Source organism: Streptomyces kanamyceticus (genome assembly GCF_008704495.1).
Classification (GTDB): domain Bacteria; phylum Actinomycetota; class Actinomycetes; order Streptomycetales; family Streptomycetaceae; genus Streptomyces; species Streptomyces kanamyceticus.
The window spans coordinates 5,021,680-5,040,097 of record NZ_CP023699.1 but is presented as its reverse complement, the minus strand read 5'-3'; the positions used below and the strand labels follow the sequence as shown (position 1 = coordinate 5,040,097).

Annotated in this window: 16 protein-coding genes; 8 read left to right on the top strand and 8 right to left on the bottom strand. The window is 67.7% G+C overall.

All coding sequences use genetic code 11. The annotated features are described in order from the left end of the window. Positions 1-23: 23 nt before the first annotated feature. Together CP970_RS21335 and CP970_RS21330 are read right to left on the bottom strand one after the other, a co-directional pair. A complete protein-coding gene (locus tag CP970_RS21335; RefSeq protein ID WP_055544622.1) occupies positions 24-1,121 on the bottom strand; it encodes a ParB/RepB/Spo0J family partition protein in 1,098 nt (365 codons plus the stop codon). Further along, entirely contained in the window at positions 1,118-2,194 is a 1,077-nt protein-coding gene (locus tag CP970_RS21330; RefSeq protein ID WP_079043243.1) for a ParA family protein, read from the bottom strand. Before CP970_RS21330 ends, CP970_RS21335 begins: the two co-directional genes overlap by 4 nt. Before the next feature lie 316 nt (positions 2,195-2,510). Between CP970_RS21330 and CP970_RS21325 the strand changes: the two genes are divergently transcribed. Continuing rightward, a complete protein-coding gene (locus CP970_RS21325) occupies positions 2,511-2,810 on the top strand; it encodes a hypothetical protein (RefSeq protein WP_150493711.1) in 300 nt (99 codons plus the stop codon). Positions 2,811-2,882: 72 nt separating this feature from the next. Here CP970_RS21325 and rsmG read toward each other — a convergent pair whose 3' ends face one another. From rsmG to rpmH, 6 genes are all read right to left on the bottom strand, one after another. Beyond that, positions 2,883-3,599: a 16S rRNA (guanine(527)-N(7))-methyltransferase RsmG gene (gene rsmG / locus CP970_RS21320; RefSeq protein WP_055544625.1), complete on the bottom strand. Its 717-nt coding sequence runs from the start codon at positions 3,597-3,599 to the stop codon at positions 2,883-2,885. 100 nt (positions 3,600-3,699) lie between these two features. Further along, complete coding sequence (locus CP970_RS21315; protein ID WP_055544626.1) at positions 3,700-4,215, bottom strand: Jag family protein; 516 nt, start codon at positions 4,213-4,215, stop codon at positions 3,700-3,702. A gap of 14 nt (positions 4,216-4,229) precedes the next feature. Beyond that, positions 4,230-5,537 carry a membrane protein insertase YidC gene (gene yidC / locus CP970_RS21310; protein ID WP_055544627.1) on the bottom strand — a complete coding sequence of 436 codons (1,308 nt, stop codon included), beginning with the start codon at positions 5,535-5,537 and terminating at the stop codon, positions 4,230-4,232. Between the two features lie 3 nt (positions 5,538-5,540). Further along, on the bottom strand, positions 5,541-5,897 hold the full coding sequence (yidD, locus tag CP970_RS21305) for a membrane protein insertion efficiency factor YidD (RefSeq protein WP_055544628.1): 357 nt from the start codon (positions 5,895-5,897) through the stop codon (positions 5,541-5,543). Next, on the bottom strand, positions 5,894-6,265 hold the full coding sequence (gene rnpA, locus CP970_RS21300; RefSeq protein ID WP_079043244.1) for a ribonuclease P protein component: 372 nt from the start codon (positions 6,263-6,265) through the stop codon (positions 5,894-5,896). Before rnpA ends, yidD begins: the two co-directional genes overlap by 4 nt. 21 nt (positions 6,266-6,286) lie before the next feature. Beyond that, complete coding sequence (gene rpmH / locus CP970_RS21295; protein WP_006381191.1) at positions 6,287-6,424, bottom strand: 50S ribosomal protein L34; 138 nt, start codon at positions 6,422-6,424, stop codon at positions 6,287-6,289. A 367-nt stretch (positions 6,425-6,791) separates the two neighbouring features. On the opposite strand from rpmH, the gene dnaA reads away from it, so the two are divergent. From dnaA to gyrA, 7 genes are all read left to right on the top strand, one after another. Further along, a complete protein-coding gene (gene dnaA, locus CP970_RS21290; RefSeq protein WP_055544629.1) occupies positions 6,792-8,690 on the top strand; it encodes a chromosomal replication initiator protein DnaA in 1,899 nt (632 codons plus the stop codon). A gap of 910 nt (positions 8,691-9,600) precedes the next feature. Further along, positions 9,601-10,731 (top strand): DNA polymerase III subunit beta, encoded by a 1,131-nt coding sequence (dnaN, locus tag CP970_RS21280; protein ID WP_055544630.1) that lies wholly within the window; start codon positions 9,601-9,603, stop codon positions 10,729-10,731. An 89-nt stretch (positions 10,732-10,820) separates the two neighbouring features. Continuing rightward, the gene (gnd, locus tag CP970_RS21275) at positions 10,821-11,696 is read left to right on the top strand and encodes a phosphogluconate dehydrogenase (NAD(+)-dependent, decarboxylating) (protein WP_055544631.1); all 876 of its coding nucleotides are present in this window, start codon (positions 10,821-10,823) and stop codon (positions 11,694-11,696) included. Positions 11,697-11,748: 52 nt separating this feature from the next. Beyond that, positions 11,749-12,870 carry a DNA replication/repair protein RecF gene (gene recF, locus CP970_RS21270; protein WP_055544632.1) on the top strand — a complete coding sequence of 374 codons (1,122 nt, stop codon included), beginning with the start codon at positions 11,749-11,751 and terminating at the stop codon, positions 12,868-12,870. Further along, positions 12,867-13,442, top strand: coding sequence for a DUF721 domain-containing protein (locus CP970_RS21265; RefSeq protein ID WP_055544633.1), 576 nt, complete (start codon positions 12,867-12,869; stop codon positions 13,440-13,442). Before recF ends, CP970_RS21265 begins: the two co-directional genes overlap by 4 nt. Positions 13,443-13,707: 265 nt before the next feature. Next, positions 13,708-15,768 (top strand): DNA topoisomerase (ATP-hydrolyzing) subunit B, encoded by a 2,061-nt coding sequence (gene gyrB, locus CP970_RS21260; RefSeq protein WP_055544634.1) that lies wholly within the window; start codon positions 13,708-13,710, stop codon positions 15,766-15,768. A gap of 43 nt (positions 15,769-15,811) precedes the next feature. Then, positions 15,812-18,415: a DNA gyrase subunit A gene (gene gyrA, locus CP970_RS21255; RefSeq protein WP_055544635.1), complete on the top strand. Its 2,604-nt coding sequence runs from the start codon at positions 15,812-15,814 to the stop codon at positions 18,413-18,415. Positions 18,416-18,418: the final 3 nt, after the last annotated feature.

Below are 18,418 nucleotides of genomic sequence, written 5' to 3'. Positions count from 1 at the left end.
CTGGGGACCAGGCCCCTGCCGTCCTAGGAGGCCTCCTCCTCGGAGTCCTCCGCGGAGCCGTTCTGAAGGACCGGTCCCTCGCCCGGAGCGAGCGTGCTGAGGATGCGCTCCAGGTCCTCGAGAGAGGCGAAGTCGACGACGATCTTGCCCTTCTTCTGGCCCAGGTCGACCCTCACCCGAGTTTCGAACCGGTCCGAGAGCCGGGTCGCCAGGGTGCTGAGAGCGGGCGAGAGGCGGGTGCCCGCGCGCGGTCCCTTGGCCTTCGGAGCGCTCTGCGGACGCGACCCCATGAGGGTCACGATCTCCTCCACAGCGCGCACCGAGAGGCCCTCGGCCACGATCCGGTGGGCGAGCCGGTCCTGCTCCTCCGAGTCGTCGACGGAGAGCAGAGCGCGGGCGTGCCCCGCGGAGAGCACTCCAGCGGCCACCCGACGCTGCACGGCGGGAGAGAGCTTCAGCAGACGCAGCGTGTTGGAGACCTGCGGGCGGGATCGGCCGATCCGGTCCGCCAGCTGGTCGTGCGTGCAGTTGAAGTCCTTGAGCAGCTGGTCGTAGGCGGCGGCCTCTTCCAGCGGGTTCAGCTGGGCGCGGTGCAGGTTCTCCAGCAGCGCGTCCAGGAGGAGCTTCTCGTCGTCCGTGGCCCGCACGATCGCCGGGATGCGCTCCAGGCCCGCCTCGCGGCAGGCCCGCCAGCGCCGCTCGCCCATGATGAGCTCGTAGCGCGCCGGGCCCAACTGCCGTACGACGACCGGCTGGAGAAGGCCGACTTCCTTGATGGAGGTCACCAGCTCGGCGAGGGCGTCCTCGTCGAACACCTCACGCGGCTGCCGCGGGTTGGGCTTGATGGAGTCCAGTGGCAGCTCCGCGAAGTACGCACCCGCCACGGGCTGGTTCTCCGACGCCTGGGCCGGTTCACGCACCGGCTCCACCGTTTCATGTGAAACGGCGCTCTGCGGGAGGGCCGCCACCTTCGCGGCCGCCACACCTCGCTCGGCGGTCAGCACCGGCACCGCCGAGGGAGAGGTCGAGGCGCCCACGGACTGGGAGGGCTGCTTCTCCGTCGGGGCTGCAGGAATCAGGGCTCCGAGGCCTCGCCCCAGGCCTCTGCGTCGCTCGCTCACTGCATCCCCTCCGTCATGCTCTGCTGGTCGTTCTGAGCGCCCGCGTGGGCGTGTTGGACGTCGTACCGCACGCCCACTCCGCGCAGCGCGATCTCTCGCGCCGCCTCGAAGTAGGACAGGGCGCCACTCGATCCCGGATCGTAGGTGAGCACCGTCTGTCCGTAGCTCGGCGCTTCGGAGATTCGTACCGACCGCGGGATGCTCGTCCGCAGAACCTCGTCACCGAAGTGATTGCGGACCTCGTCCGCCACTTGGGAGGCGAGTCGGGTCCTGCCGTCGTACATGGTGAGCAGGATCGTCGACACGTGCAGGTTGGGGTTGAGGTGGCCCCGCACCAGGTCGACGTTGCGCAGGAGCTGGCCGAGGCCCTCCAGTGCGTAGTACTCGCACTGGATGGGGATCAGCACCTCCGCACCGGCAACCAGGGCGTTGACCGTCAGCAGACCCAACGACGGCGGGCAGTCGATGAGGATGTAGTCCAACGGCTGCTCGTACGCCTGGATCGCCCGCTGCAGGCGGCTCTCACGGGCCACCAGCGACACCAGCTCGATCTCCGCACCGGCGAGATCGATGGTGGCGGGGGCACAGAAGAGTCCCTCGACATCGGGCACCGGCTGAACAACCTCGGAGAGCGGCTTGCTCTCGACCAAGACGTCGTAGATGGACGGCACATCGGCGTGGTGGTCGATACCGAGAGCCGTGGAGGCGTTGCCCTGCGGGTCGAGGTCGATCACCAGGACGCGTGCGCCGTGCAGAGCGAGCGAAGCGGCGAGATTGACGGTCGTCGTCGTCTTGCCCACTCCGCCCTTCTGGTTGGCGACCACCATGACGCGCGTCTGCTCGGGGCGCGGCAGGCCTTCGCCCGCACGACCCAGTGCTTCCACCGCCAGTTGGGCAGCACGACCGATGGGTGTGTCGTCCATCGGGGTCGGTGTTTCACGTGAAACATCCTCCCCCGCCGACTCGGTACGGGGACCGGGGACCGGATCGGTCATCGGTCCCGCGATGTTGGCGTCGGACCGCAAGGATTCACTCTCCTCGACATCAGGCTCGCAATGAACAGAGCCTCCCATGCTTTCGGGGTCGTGAACCAGCGAGGCCCGGTCTTCTGTGGACGAATCCACCTCTGTGGACAACTCCGTCCCCTTATCGAGGGAACCGAGTGGCCGACGGTCGCGAGGTTCCGCAGCGCGGCCGCGACTGATGATGCCATGCAGCAGTGAGCGACGTTTCACGTGAAACACGATGCCAATAGCTAGACCTTTTTGTCCGCAACACTCCGATTAGAGGCATTTCCGTAACCAGATCAAACACCGACGTACGTCAAGTTCACACTGATGATGTGTCAAATTGCCCCTGTTAAAATCCACGAGCTCAACGGGGATGGGCATGCTGTCCACGGTCGCCACGCCGGCCTTTGCCTACCAGGACATCAAGGTGATCTGGGGACACGGCTACCGCACCAACGCCGACCACGGTGTCGCCGCGGTGAAGGACCTCGCCGACGACGACAACGAGGTGTACGTCAAGTACACGCGCAAGGGCCACGGCGACAGGCTCTTCACCCTGTGGAACAAGAAGGGGAAGGGCAAGACCACGTACAGCGGTGACGGTGGCACCGTCACCATCAAGAAGGTCTGCCGTTCCATCTCCGCTCGTCCGGACGTCTGCTTCACCAAGTCCGCGTGACCGGTCCCCGGTGAACGACAGAGGCGCTCTCCACTGAGTGGAGAGCGCCTCTTGTTCTTCCTCGCAACGCCATCAGCGACGGCGGCGGGCCCGTCCCGCGCGGGCGGCCTTGGCCCGCTTCGCCGCGAAGCGCACACCACCGGGGCTCTCACCGACCTCGACCCGTACGACCGTGGACAGCGGGTCGACCACGCCCTCGCCGACGTGCAGGACCGAGGTGTCCACCGCACCGAGCTTGCTCAAAGCGGCCCCTGCCGCCTTGACCTCTTCCTCGGCGGTGTCGCCCTTGAGGAGAAGCATCTCTCCGTACGGACGGAGCAGGGGAACGCCCCAGGCCGCCAGGCGGTCCAGCGGTGCGACCGCTCGCGCGGTCACCACGTGGACGGGCGGCAGCTTCCCCAGGACCTCTTCGGCACGGCCGCGCACGACCGTCACGTGATCGAGGCCGAGCAGCTCGACGACTTCGGTGAGGAAGTTCGTGCGCCGCAGCAGGGGTTCGAGGAGCGTGATCTTCAGATCGGGGCGGACGAGGGCGAGCGGGATTCCGGGCAGTCCGGCGCCGGAGCCGACATCGCAGACCGTGACGCCCTCGGGCACGACCTCGGACAGCACCGCGCAGTTCAGCAGGTGCCGCTCCCACAGCCGGGGCACTTCGCGAGGACCGATCAGGCCGCGCTGCACTCCGGCATCGGCCAGCAGCTCCGCGTACCGGACCGCGTCCGCGTAGCGATCGCCGAATACCGTGCGCGCCTCCTCGGGCGCCGGGGGGAGCTCCGCTGCCTCCGTCACGGGGACCGTCCTTCCGTACCGCACTGGTGTGGCTGACTATCAGGCTGACAAAGATCGGCCCCGCCTGCGAACAGACGGGGCCGGAAGAACGCTGTACCGATCAGGCGGGGAGCACGACGACGAAGCGCTCCGGCTCCTCGCCCTCGGACTCGCTGCGCAGGCCGGCGGCCTTGACCGCATCATGCACGACCTTGCGCTCGAACGGCGTCATCGGCTTGAGCTTGGCCGGCTCGCCGGAGCTCTTCACCTCGGCCGCGGCCTTGGCGCCCAGCTCGGAGAGCTCCTCGCGCTTCTTGGCGCGGTAGCCCGCGATGTCCAGCATCAGGCGGCTGCGGTCGCCCGTCTCGCGGTGCACGGCGAGCCGCGTGAGCTCCTGGAGCGCCTCCAGAACCTCGCCGTCACGGCCGACCAGCTTCTGCAGGTCGCGGCTGCCACTGTCGCTGATGATCGAGACAGCGGCCCGGTCGGCCTCGACGTCCATGTCGATGTCGCCGTCGAGATCGGCGATGTCCAGCAGACCCTCGAGGTAGTCCGCCGCGATCTCGCCCTCCTGCTCGAGGCGGGTGAGGGTGTCGCCAGCCTCAGCTGCGGCGGAGGTGGTGGTGCCTTCCGTCACGGGATGGACTCCTTCTACTTCTTGGAGGACGGGTGCTTGGGGCGCTGCTGGCCCTTGCGCGGTCCCGACTTGGCTTTGCTGCGGGTACCGGAGCCGGGCTTGTTGCCCGTGGTGTTGCCACCCGCCGACTTGGCCTTGGGGGCGGCGTCCTCAGGCTGGTCCTGAGCCTTCTCCAGCGACGTCTTCGATTCCGTCTTCGATTCCGGGTCGTCGTCCTTGGCCGCACCCTGCGTCGCGGCGGACTGGCGCTGCGACTTGCTCTGCCGCTTGGGCTGCTGGCGTTTGGGGGCGCCGCCCGTGGGCGTGCCGTCCTCTGCCTCGGCGACCGCGGAGTCGCTCTCCACCACGGTGCCGTCAGCCTGGGCCACGAGGCCCGCCTTCGTCAGACCGTTGATGAACTTCCGCTCGAACTCGTTGCGGTCCCGGCCCTTGGCGACGATCGCCTTGATGACGTTCGTGTTGCCGCGGCCCCGCACCTTCTTGGTGTGCCCGAGCTGCTTCTGCAGGCGCTCGAGGAAGGCGGCCTGAGCCTTGGAGCCGGGGGTCGGGTTCCGTCGGATCACGAACATCTGCTGGCCCATGGTCCACACGTTGGTGGTCAGCCAGTAGACGAGGACACCGACGGGGAAGTTGATGCCGAACACGGCGAACATGACCGGGAAGACGTACATCAGCATCTTCTGCTGCTGCATGAACGGCGTCTTGACCGTGGTGTCCACGTTCTTCGTCATCAGCTGGCGCTGCGTGAAGAATTGCGAGGCCGACATCAGGACGATCATGATCGCGGTGACGACGCGGACGTCGGTCAGCGAGGCGTTGAGCGCGGCGACCTTGTCGGCGCCGTCCGTGAACTTCGCGGCCAGGGGAGCGCCGAAGATGTGTGCCTTACGGGCACTCTCAAGAAGACCCTGGTCGATGACCCCGATCGTCTTGCCCGTCGCGATGCCGTTGAGCACGTGGTACAGGGCGAAGAAGAACGGCGACTGCGCCAGGATGGGAAGGCACGAGGAGAGCGGGTTGGTACCCGACTCCTTGTACAGCTTCATCATCTCTTCGGACTGGCGCTGCTTGTCGCTCTTGTAGCGCTCCTGGATCTTCTTCATCTCGGGCTGCAGCGTCTGCATCGCCCGAGTCGCCTTGATCTGCTTCACGAAGAGCGGGATCAGGCAGATCCGGATCAGGATCACCAGGGACACGATGGACAGGCCCCAGGCCCAGCCCGTGTCGGGACCGAAGATCTTCCCGTACACCGAGTGGAACTGGACGATGACCCACGAGACTGGTGTGGTGATAAAGCTGAAGAGACTGGCAATCGTGTCCACTAATCAAGCTCCTTGAGCATGGGACGGGGTCTCGGTCTCGGCGGCCGGGGCCGGGGCGGGATTCCCGGTCGGCGTGCCAGCGGCGGAGGGCCCGCCCTTGCGTTCGCGCCAGGCAGCGCGCAGCATCTCGTGCCACCGCGGACGCTTGCGCGGCGGGACATGATCGACCCCGCCCAGCGACCACGGATTGCACCGCAGGATGCGCCAGGCGGTGAGCGCCATTCCCTTGATCGCACCGTGCCGGTCGATGGCCAGGAAGCCGTAGCGGGAACACGATGGGTAGTACTTGCACACCGGGCCCAGGAGCGGACTGATCGTCCACTGGTACAGCTTGATCAGAGCCAGCAGCGGGTACTTCATCGCGCGCCCCCTCCCAGCAGCCGCTGCAGGGCGGCATCCAGGTCTCGGGCCAGCTGTGCATGGTCGGCGTCGCCCGAACCGGGCAGCGCTCGTACGACTACCAGGCTACCGGGGGGCAACGAGGCAAGCCGATCGCGCATCAAGTGGCGAAGTCTGCGCTTCACCACGTTACGAACGACCGCGCCGCCCACTGCCTTGCTGACGACGAAACCCGCACGTGTCGGGGGAATGGTCTCCCCAGGCACGTGCGGGTCCGTTGCGCCGCTGCGTAGATGGACGACGAGAAGCGGGCGTCCGGCCCGGCGTCCTCGGCGTACCGCGGTCGCGAAGTCTTCGCGCCGCCTCAGCCGATGCTCGGTAGGCAGCACGACGTCATGACCTGACTGAGATCAGGCGGAAAGGCTGGCGCGACCCTTGCCACGACGGTTCGCGAGAATCGCGCGACCGGCACGGGTACGCATCCGCAGGCGGAAGCCGTGGGTCTTGGCACGACGACGGTTGTTCGGCTGGAAGGTGCGCTTGCTCACTCGGGGGCTCCAGAAATGATCGTGTGGTGGCGGGACATCGCCTGGCTGTCACCGTGCGCCCACGAGAAGCTCGCGTATACGCACCGAGTGCACCGCTTCACAATCACAGATCGTGATCTTTGCCCATCGGAGGCAGGCGGCAGCAGCCATCGACAACTCGACCTGGTCACGGTACGCGGGGCTACGCCATCCGGTCAAACCGACCGCTGGAGGGAGACACTGTGCACAGCCTGTGGACAACAACTTGAACCGCACCCGTCGCCCTGACTACCGTGGCTGAACTCCGATTCGTTCCCTTCCCCCTCCCCATCCCGATTTCCGTCCCAAGAACCACACCTTCGTGGGACCCCGTGAGAGAGCGTGCCCTGTGGCTGACGTACCTGCCGATCTTGCCGCAGTGTGGCCACGAGTGCTGGAACATCTGCTGGGTGAGGGCCGCGGGCAGGGCGTCGAGGCGAAGGACGAACGGTGGCTCAGGAGCTGCCAGCCACTGGCACTCGTCGCCGACACCGCGCTGCTCGCCGTGCCGAACGAATTCGCCAAGGGCGTACTGGAAGGCCGTCTCGCACCCGTGGTCAGCGAGACGCTGAGCCGTGAGTGCGGCCGCCCGATCCGCATCGCCATCACGGTCGACGACTCCGTCGGCGAACCGCTGGGCCCGCCCGCGCCGCCGCTCCAGCAGCAGCCCATGCAGCAACAGCAGCACCAGCAGCACCAGCACTACGACGACCCGGAACCGCCCTCGGGGCAGGGGCAGGGGCAAGGCCAGGGCCGCGACTCGTACGACGGTTACGGCCGCCGCCACCAGGACGAGCACGGGGCGGGGCAGCGTCCCGACCAGCTGCCGACTGCCCGCCCCGCGTATCCGGACTACCAGCGCCCCACTCCCGGCGCCTGGCCGCAGCACCAGCCCCAGCACCAGCAGCCGCAGGACGACTACGGCTGGCAGCAGCCGCGGCTCGGCTTCCCCGACCGCGACCCGTACGCGAACCCGGTCCAGCAGCCGCAGCACGACTACCGCTCGCAGCCGCCGCAGGATCGTTCGCCGTACGGCCAGCAGCGCCACGATCCGCAGGACCGGCGCGAGCGCCACGACATGCCGGATTCCGGCGATCACCGGGGCAGCGGCCACGGCGGCGTGCACCGGGGCGGCCCCGTCGGTCCCACGTCGTCGAGCGGCGCCCCCGGCCCGCTGGCCGCGCAGCCGGCGCCCGCGACAGGACCCGGTGAGCCCACCGCGCGCCTCAACCCCAAGTACCTCTTCGACACCTTCGTCATCGGAGCGTCCAACCGCTTCGCGCACGCGGCCGCGGTGGCGGTCGCCGAGGCACCCGCGAAGGCGTACAACCCCCTCTTCATCTACGGAGAGTCGGGACTTGGCAAAACGCATCTGCTGCACGCGATCGGGCACTACGCCCGCAGCCTCTACCCCGGCACGCGCGTGCGCTACGTGAGCTCGGAGGAGTTCACCAACGAGTTCATCAACTCCATCCGCGACGGCAAGGGCGACAGCTTCCGCAAGCGCTACCGCGAGATGGACATCCTGCTCGTCGACGACATCCAGTTCCTCGCGGACAAGGAGTCGACGCAGGAGGAGTTCTTCCACACCTTCAATACGCTCCACAACGCGAACAAGCAGATCGTGCTCTCCAGTGACCGGCCGCCCAAGCAGCTGGTCACCCTGGAGGACCGGCTGCGCAACCGCTTCGAGTGGGGACTGATCACCGACGTCCAGCCGCCCGAGCTGGAGACGCGGATCGCGATCCTTCGTAAGAAGGCGGTGCAGGAGCAGCTCAACGCTCCTCCGGAGGTGCTCGAGTTCATCGCGTCGCGCATCTCGCGGAACATCCGTGAGCTGGAGGGCGCGCTGATCCGCGTCACGGCGTTCGCGTCGCTCAACCGGCAGCCGGTCGACCTCGGTCTGACGGAGATCGTCCTCAAGGATCTGATCCCCGGCGGCGAGGACGCCTCTCCGGAGATCACGGCGCCGGCCATCATGGCCGCGACCGCGGACTACTTCGGGCTGACGGTGGACGACCTGTGCGGATCCTCGCGCAGCCGGGTCCTGGTGACGGCGCGGCAGATCGCCATGTATCTGTGCCGCGAGCTGACCGACCTCTCCCTGCCGAAGATCGGTGCGCAGTTCGGCGGCCGTGATCACACGACGGTGATGCACGCGGACCGCAAGATCCGCGCTCTGATGGCCGAGCGGCGCTCCATCTACAACCAGGTCACCGAGCTCACGAACCGCATCAAGAACGGCTGACCGCCCGCCCGATTCGTCGCTGAAGGCGCCTCAGGAGACCTCCTGGGGCGCCTTTTTCGCTGTCTTTCGCTGTTCCTTCGCTGTCCACGGAGCGACGGCGAGCCGGACAGGCCCCAGCCGCTGTTCGATTACCCCTGGTCAGACGGCGGTTCTCCACAGATGTTCGAACTTTTTCGCGTCCACACCCTGGGGACTGGAAAGTTGTCCAGACACTGTCCACAGGGGAGGCTGCTGAGGGATCATCAGGCCAGGTCAGCCGGTTGTGGATTCGTGGACGAAGATTGTCCACAGCCTGTGGAGGAAAAACTCGTCCACAGGCTGTGCATGAAGTTGTCCACCGGCAACCCACAGGCTTGAGCTCGTTGTCCCCAGCCTTCCCCAGCTTCTCCACACGGCTGTCCACTGTTCGGCAACACGACGCGCCCTCTCACCGAGTCGAGTGAAAGGCGTCACACCAAGGTGGTCGGTTGGCCTGTGGGGAAGCTGGGTAAAGCTGGGGACGGCGCTGGGGAGAAGTGGCCCCTGCCTGTGCATCGGGTGTGCAGAACTTTCGGCCGTCCACAGAAACACCGGGTTTTCCACGGGTGTCGCCCACAGGCTCAGTGGATAAAAAACCGGTGCTGACCAGCGCTTTCGCGGTTATCCACGGTTTCCACAGCCCCTACTACTACTGACAACTAGAGAGTCCGGGGAAATTGTTTGGAAGTGGGGCCTGTGCACAACTCGCGCTCCGGAGCTTCCCTGCCGCTCGGCACGACTTGACCCCGACGGGCACCGACTGTCAGTGCGGTGCGTCAGACTGTTCCCCGGTGTCCTTCCCACGGCATGGCTGAGAGACACCGAGTCAGACGACGAGGGCCTCGGGCCCAGCGGGCGAGAGCAGCCAGCAACAGCAGGAGGGCGGCTTACGGTGAAGATCCGGGTGGAACGCGACGTACTCGCGGAGGCAGTGGCGTGGGCGGCACGCAGCCTCCCGGCACGGCCGCCAGCGCCCGTCCTCGCGGGCCTGCTGCTGAAGGCCGAAGAGGGCGCGCTGAGCCTGTCGAGCTTCGACTACGAAGTCTCGGCACGCGTCTCGGTGGATGCCGAGGTGGACGAAGAGGGCACGGTCCTCGTGTCGGGCCGACTGCTCGCGGACATCTGCCGCGCGCTCCCCAACCGCCCGGTGGAGATCTCCACAGACGGTGTACGGGCGACGGTGGTCTGTGGCTCCTCGCGATTCACACTCCACACGCTTCCTGTGGAGGAGTACCCGGCGCTGCCGCAGATGCCGACCGCCACGGGCACCGTTCCCGGTGAGGTCTTCGCCTCCGCCGCCGCCCAGGTGGCCATCGCAGCGGGTCGCGACGACACGCTGCCCGTGCTCACCGGTGTGCGCATCGAGATCGAGGGCGACACGGTCACGCTGGCCTCCACCGACCGCTACCGCTTCGCGGTCCGCGAGTTCCTGTGGAAGCCGGAGAACCCCGAGGCGTCCGCTGTGGCCCTGGTGCCCGCCAAGACGCTCCTGGACACCGCCAAGGCGCTCACGAGCGGTGACACGGTCACCCTGGCGCTCTCCGGCTCCGGTGCGGGCGAGGGCCTGATCGGTTTCGAGGGTGCCGGGCGGCGTACGACGACGCGGCTGCTCGAGGGCGACCTGCCGAAGTACAAGACGCTCTTCCCCACGGAGTTCAACTCGATCGCGGTCATCGAGACCGCCCCGTTCGTCGAGGCCGTGAAGCGCGTGGCCCTGGTGGCCGAGCGGAACACTCCGGTCCGGCTCAGCTTCGAGCAGGGCGTGCTGATCCTGGAGGCGGGCTCCAGCGACGACGCACAGGCTGTGGAGAGGGTCGACGCCCAGCTCGACGGCGACGACGTCTCGATCGCCTTCAACCCGACGTTCCTGCTCGACGGCCTGTCCGCGATCGACTCCCCGGTCGCCCAGCTGTCGTTCACGACGTCGACGAAGCCCGCTCTGCTGAGCGGCAAGCCGGCCGTGGACGCCGAGGCGGACGACGCCTACAAGTACCTGATCATGCCCGTACGTCTGAGCGGCTGAGCCCACAGGTGTGTGCGTGCGTCCGGGCGTAGGCTCGGACGCAGGTACGAAAGTGCCGTAACGCCACCTCGCTAGTGAAGGAACCTCTGATGGAGCTCGGTCTCGTCGGCCTCGGCAAGATGGGCGGCAACATGCGCGAGCGCATCCGCCGCGCAGGTCACACCGTCATCGGATACGACCGCAATCCGGATCTCGCGGATGTCGCAAGCCTCGAAGAGCTGGTGGGCAAGCTCAAGGGCCCGCGGGTGGTGTGGGTGATGGTCCCGGCAGGGGCCGCGACCCAGTCCACCATCGACGAGCTGTCCGAGCTCCTGCAGCCCGGCGACGTCGTCGTGGACGGCGGCAACTCCCGCTGGACGGACGACGAGAAGCACGCGGAGGAGCTGAAGGCCAAGGGCATCGGCTTCGTCGACTGCGGCGTCTCCGGCGGCGTCTGGGGCCTGGAGAACGGCTACGCGCTGATGTACGGCGGCGACAAGGACAACGTCGCCAAGGTGCAGCCCATCTTCGACGCCCTCAAGCCCGAGGGTGACTTCGGCTCCGTGCACGCGGGCAAGGTCGGCGCGGGTCACTTCGCGAAGATGGTCCACAACGGCATCGAGTACGCGATGATGCAGGCCTACGCCGAGGGCTGGGAGCTCCTGGAGAAGGTCGACTCGGTCACGGACGTCCGTGAGGTCTTCCGCTCCTGGCAGGAGGGCACGGTCATCCGTTCCTGGCTGCTCGACCTCGCGGTCAACGCCCTGGACGACGACGAGCACCTGACCGACCTGCGCGGCTACGCACAGGACTCCGGAGAGGGCCGCTGGACCGTCGAGGCCGCCATCGACAACGCCGTGCCGCTGCCCGCCATCACCGCGTCGCTCTTCGCGCGCTTCGCGTCCCGGCAGGACGACTCGCCGCAGATGAAGATGATCGCCGCGCTGCGCAACCAGTTCGGCGGCCACGCGGTGGAGAAGAAGTAGTCCACAGCCTGTGCACTGAGCACGGGTTTGCCGGGGGAGGTCGGCGCACACCATGCACGTCACGCATCTGTCGCTGGCCGACTTCCGGTCCTACGCCCGGGTCGAGGTCCCTCTCGATCCGGGCGTCACCGCGTTCGTGGGCCCGAACGGCCAGGGCAAGACCAACCTCGTCGAGGCCGTCGGCTACCTCGCCACGCTCGGCAGCCACCGGGTCTCCTCGGATGCGCCCCTGGTCCGGATGGGCGCGGAGCGGGCCGTCATCCGCGCCGCCGTCACCCAGGGCGAGCGCTCCCAGCTGATCGAGCTCGAACTCAATCCCGGCCGCGCCAATCGCGCCCGCATCAACAGGTCCTCGCAGGTCAGGCCGCGCGACGTGCTCGGCATCGTGCGCACGGTGCTGTTCGCGCCCGAGGACCTCGCGCTGATCAAGGGGGACCCCGGTGAGCGGCGGCGCTTCCTCGACGAGCTGATCACCGCGCGCTCGCCGCGCATGGCGGGCGTGCGCTCGGACTACGACCGGGTCCTCAAGCAGCGCAACACCCTGCTGAAGTCGGCCGCCCTCGCGCGGCGACACGGCGGCCGCTCCATGGACCTGTCCACGCTCGACGTCTGGGACCAGCACCTCGCGCGCGTGGGTGCCGAACTGCTCGCACAGCGGCTCGACTTGATCGCCACGCTGCAGCCGCTGGCCGACAAGGCCTACGAACAGCTGGCCCCCGGCGGCGGCCCGGTCTCCCTGGAGTACAAGCCGTCCGCACCGGGCGAAGGACACACGCGTGAGGCACTGTACGAACAGCTGATCGCTGCCCTGGAAGAGGCCCGCAAGCAGGAGATCGAGCGTGGTGTGACGCTGGTCGGCCCGCACCGCGACGAGCTGATCCTCAAGCTCGGCCAGCTCCCCGCGAAGGGGTACGCGAGCCACGGCGAGTCCTGGTCGTACGCGCTGGCGCTGCGCCTGGCCTCGTACGACCTGCTCAGGGCCGAGGGCAACGAGCCGGTGCTCGTCCTCGACGACGTCTTCGCCGAGCTGGACGCGCGCCGCAGGGAGCGCCTCGCCGAGCTCGTGGCGCCGGGCGAGCAGGTGCTGGTCACCGCCGCGGTGGACGACGACGTGCCCGGCGTGCTCACCGGCACGCGCTATGCGGTGTCCGACGGAGCGGTGGAGCGCGTATGAGTGCCGAAGAGTCCGCCAAGGACGCCTCCAGGGGCGCCGCCAAGCAACCCTCCGACGCCACGCCGAAGACCCCCGAGCCCTCCGGTGTCGATCTCGCGCGGGTCGCCCTGCGCGCCGCGAAGGAACAGGCACGCGCGCGTGGGGATGCCGTGCAGCAGAAGAAGCAGGCCCGTCGTGGCGGGCTGCGTTCCGGGGCGCGCGCCGACGGGCGTGACCCGCAGCCGCTCGGCTCCGCGATCAACCGGCTGATCACCGAGCGCGGCTGGGAGACGCCGGCCGCGGTCGGCGGGGTGATGGGCCGCTGGCCGCAGATCGTCGGCGACGACCTGGCCAAGCACTGCGTCCCGCAGAAGTACGACGAGGACGAGCGTGTCCTGACCGTGCAGTGCGACTCGACGGCATGGGCCACGCAGCTGCGGCTCATGGCCCCGCAGCTGGTCGCGCGCCTCAACGAGGACCTGGGCCACGGCACCGTACGCCTCATCAAGGTGCTCGGTCCCGGGGGTCCCCCGCGCCGCTTCGGACCCCTGCGCGCACCTGGTAGCACGGGTCCCGGCGACACCTACGGATGAGCCCGTTCCGGGCGGTAGCTGGCGGTTGACGGCCCAAAGCGCTGAGTGCCGCTGTGAGCCCTTTGGAGCCCCGTTCCGCATATGGGGAGTCGGCCGAGTCCGGTTCAGGGCGGCACATGCGGACTCAGGTACCGGCAAACCCCCATCACTGTCGGCGCTACCGGTAGACTGGAAGCTAATCCCGCCCCACTTGTGGGACGCACCGAGCAACGCTGACTATCGCTGAACGACGCAGCCGCTCCGGCCACCGCCGGGAGCTTGGCTTGTGCTGTGCCAGAAAGGGCGCTTCGTGGCCGATTCCGGCAACCCCAACGAGAACATCCCGTCCACCGCCGCCGGCGAGAACGGCGAGGTCACACCCTCGTACGACGCCAGCGCGATCACCGTCCTCGAGGGTTTGGACGCGGTCCGCAAGCGACCCGGCATGTACATCGGCTCGACCGGTGAGCGTGGCCTGCACCACCTGGTGCAGGAAGTCGTCGACAACTCCGTCGACGAGGCCCTCGCCGGGCACGCGGACACCATCGACGTCACGGTCCTCGCCGACGGCGGCGTACGCGTCGTCGACAACGGCCGCGGCATCCCCGTCGACATGCACCCCGTGGAGAAGAAGCCCGCGGTCGAGGTCGTCCTGACCGTCCTGCACGCGGGCGGCAAGTTCGGCGGCGGCGGCTACGCCGTCTCCGGTGGTCTGCACGGCGTCGGTGTATCGGTCGTGAACGCGCTCTCCACCAAGCTCTCGGTCGAGATCAAGCGCGACGGCTACCGCTGGACCCAGGACTACAAGCTGGGCGTGCCGACGGCCCCGCTCGCCAAGCACGAGCAGGTCGAGGAATCCGGCACCACGGTGACCTTCTGGGCCGACTCGGACGTCTTCGAGACGACCGAGTACTCCTTCGAGACGCTCGCGCGGCGCTTCCAGGAGATGGCGTTCCTCAACAAGGGTTTGACCATCAAACTCACTGATGAGCGCGAGTCGGCGAAGGCCGTGGCGGGTGCGGACACGGCCGAGGCGGCCGACGACGAGGTCCGCACGGTGACGTACCACTACGAAGGCGGCATCGTCGACTTCGTGAAGTACCTCAACTCCCGCAAGGGCGAGGTCATCCACCCCACCGTCATCGACGTCGAGGCCGAGGACAAGGAGCGCATGCTCTCGGCCGAGATCGCGATGCAGTGGAACTCGCAGTACACCGAGGGCGTGTACTCCTTCGCGAACACCATCCACACGCACGAGGGCGGTACGCACGAGGAGGGCTTCAGGGCCGCGCTGACGGGCCTGGTCAACCGCTACGCGCGCGACAAGAAGCTGCTCCGCGAGAAGGACGACAACCTCACGGGCGAGGACATCCGCGAGGGTCTGACCGCGATCATCTCGGTGAAGCTGGGCGAGCCCCAGTTCGAGGGCCAGACCAAGACCAAGCTGGGCAACACCGAGGCGAAGACCTTCGTCCAGAAGGTCGTGCACGAGCACCTCACGGACTGGTTCGACCGGAATCCGAACGAGGCCGCGGACATCATCCGCAAGGGCATCCAGGCCGCCACGGCCCGCGTCGCCGCCCGCAAGGCGCGCGACCTGACCCGCCGCAAGGGCCTCCTGGAGACGGCGTCCCTGCCGGGCAAGCTCTCGGACTGCCAGTCGAACGACCCGACGAAGTGCGAGATCTTCATCGTCGAGGGTGACTCCGCCGGTGGTTCGGCGAAGTCCGGCCGCAATCCGATGTACCAGGCGATCCTGCCCATCCGAGGCAAGATCCTGAACGTCGAGAAGGCGCGGGTCGACAAGATCCTGCAGAACACCGAGGTCCAGGCGCTGATCTCGGCGTTCGGCACGGGTGTGCACGAGGACTTCGACATCGAGAAGCTCCGCTATCACAAGATCATCTTGATGGCGGACGCCGACGTCGACGGTCAGCACATCAACACGCTGCTCCTGACGTTCCTGTTCCGCTTCATGCGGCCGCTGGTCGAGGCGGGGCACGTCTACCTGTCGCGCCCGCCGCTCTACAAGATCAAGTGGAGCCGGGACGACTTCCAGTACGCCTACTCGGACCGTGAGCGCGACGCCCTGATCGAGCTCGGCCGCCAGGCGGGCAAGCGCGTCAGGGACGACTCGGTCCAGCGCTTCAAGGGTCTCGGTGAGATGAACGCCGAGGAGCTGCGCGTCACCACCATGGACCAGGAACACCGCGTGCTCGGCCAGGTCACCCTGGACGACGCGGCGCAGGCCGACGACCTCTTCTCGGTGCTGATGGGAGAGGACGTCGAGGCACGGCGCTCGTTCATCCAGCGCAATGCCAAGGACGTTCGCTTCCTCGACATCTGAGTCGGCCCGTACCAGCCGCACCTCGAAAGGACTTTGACCAGCAATGGCCGACGAGAACACCCCCGTGACGCCCGAAGAGGAACCCGCCGTTCCCGGCGTGGGCATGCGTGTCGAGCCCGTCGGGCTCGAGACGGAGATGCAGCGCTCGTACCTCGACTACGCGATGTCCGTCATCGTGTCCCGCGCGCTGCCCGACGTACGCGACGGTCTCAAGCCCGTCCACCGCCGCGTCCTGTACGCGATGTACGACGGCGGCTACCGCCCCGAGAAGGGCTTCTACAAGTGCGCCCGCGTCGTCGGCGACGTCATGGGTACCTACCACCCGCACGGCGACTCCTCCATCTACGACGCCCTGGTGCGCCTCGCCCAGCCGTGGTCGATGCGGATGCCGCTGGTGGACTCCAACGGCAACTTCGGCTCTCCGGGCAACGACCCGGCGGCCGCCATGCGCTACACCGAGTGCAAGATGGCGCCGCTGGCCATGGAGATGGTCCGTGACATCGACGAGGAGACCGTCGACTTCACGGACAACTACGACGGCCGCAACCAGGAGCCGACGGTTCTGCCGGCGCGCTTCCCGAACCTGCTGATCAACGGCTCCGCGGGCATCGCGGTCGGCATGGCCACCAACATCCCGCCGCACAACCTCCGCGAGGTCGCGGCGGGCGCGCAGTGGGCGCTCGAGCACCCCGACGCCTCGCACGAGGAGCTCCTCGACGCCCTTATCGAGCGCATTAAGGGCCCCGATTTCCCGACCGGCGCCCTAGTAGTGGGCCGAAAGGGCATCGAGGAGGCGTACCGCACGGGCCGTGGCTCCATCACGATGCGCGCGGTCGTCGCGGTCGAGGAGATCCAGAACCGCCAGTGCCTGGTCGTCACCGAGCTGCCGTACCAGACCAACCCCGACAACCTCGCGCAGAAGATCGCCGACCTGGTGAAGGACGGCAGGGTCGGCGGCATCGCCGACGTCCGCGACGAGTCGTCCTCGCGCACCGGCCAGCGTCTGGTCATCGTCCTGAAGCGGGACGCGGTCGCCAAGGTCGTACTGAACAACCTCTACAAGCACACCGACCTGCAGTCGAACTTCAGCGCCAACATGCTGGCGCTGGTCGACGGTGTGCCGCGCACCCTCTCCCTTGACGCGTTCATCCGGCACTGGGTGACGCACCAGGTCGAGGTCATCGTCCGGCGCACGAAGTTCCGGCTGCGCAAGGCCGAGGAGCGGGCCCACATCCTGCGCGGCCTGCTCAAGGCCCTGGACGCCATCGACGAGGTCATCGCGCTCATCCGCGGCAGCCAGACCGTCGACATCGCGCGCGAGGGCCTGATGGGCCTCCTGTCGATCGACGAGATCCAGGCCAACGCCATCCTCGAGATGCAGCTGCGCCGCCTCGCCGCCCTGGAGCGCCAGAAGATCGTCGCCGAGCACGACGAGCTGCAGGCGAAGATCAACCAGTACAACGCGATCCTGGCCTCGCCCGAGAAGCAGCGCCAGATCATCAGCGAGGAGCTCGCGGCGATCGTCGACAAGTTCGGCGAGGACCGTCGCTCGGCGCTCGTTCCCTTCGACGGCGACATGTCCATGGAGGACCTGATCGCCGAAGAGGACATCGTCGTCACCATCACGCGCGGCGGCTACATCAAGCGCACCAAGACCGAGGACTACCGCTCGCAGAAGCGCGGCGGCAAGGGCGTGCGCGGCACGAAGCTGAAGCAGGACGACATTGTCGACCACTTCTTCGTGTCGACGACGCACCACTGGCTGCTGTTCTTCACCAACAAGGGCCGTGTCTACCGCGCCAAGGCGTACGAACTGCCCGACGCGGGACGCGACGCCCGCGGCCAGCACGTGGCGAACCTCCTCGCCTTCCAGCCGGACGAGCAGATCGCCGAGATCCTCGCGATCCGTGACTACGAAGCGGCGCCTTATCTGATCCTGGCCACCAAGGGCGGCCTCGTGAAGAAGACGTCGCTCAAGGACTACGACTCGCCCCGCTCCGGCGGCGTCATCGCCATCAACCTCCGCGAGACGGAGGACGGTTCGGACGACGAGCTGATCGGCGCCGAACTCGTGTCGGCCGAGGACGACCTGCTGCTCATCAGCAAGAAGGCCCAGTCGATCAGGTTCACCGCAACGGACGACGCGCTGCGCCCCATGGGCCGCGCCACTTCGGGCGTCAAGGGAATGAGTTTCCGCGACGGCGACGAGCTGCTCTCGATGAATGTGGTTCGTCCGGGTACGTTCGTCTTCACCGCCACCGACGGTGGGTACGCGAAGCGGACCAACGTCGACGAGTACCGCGTTCAGGGTCGCGGTGGCCTGGGCATCAAGGCCGCCAAGATCGTGGAGGACCGTGGTTCGCTCGTCGGTGCACTGGTGGTCGAGGAGACCGACGAGATCCTCGCCATCACGCTGTCCGGCGGTGTGATTCGTACGCGAGTCAACGAGGTCAGGGAGACGGGCCGTGACACCATGGGCGTCCAACTGATCAACCTGGGCAAGCGCGATGCCGTGGTCGGCATCGCTCGTAACGCCGAGGCCGGGCGCGAGGCCGAGGAAGTCGACGGAGACATCGTCGTCGACGACTCGGACGGTGCCGAGCCGGCCGCCGGTACGGACGAGGGCACGGACTCCTCGGCCGAGTAAGCG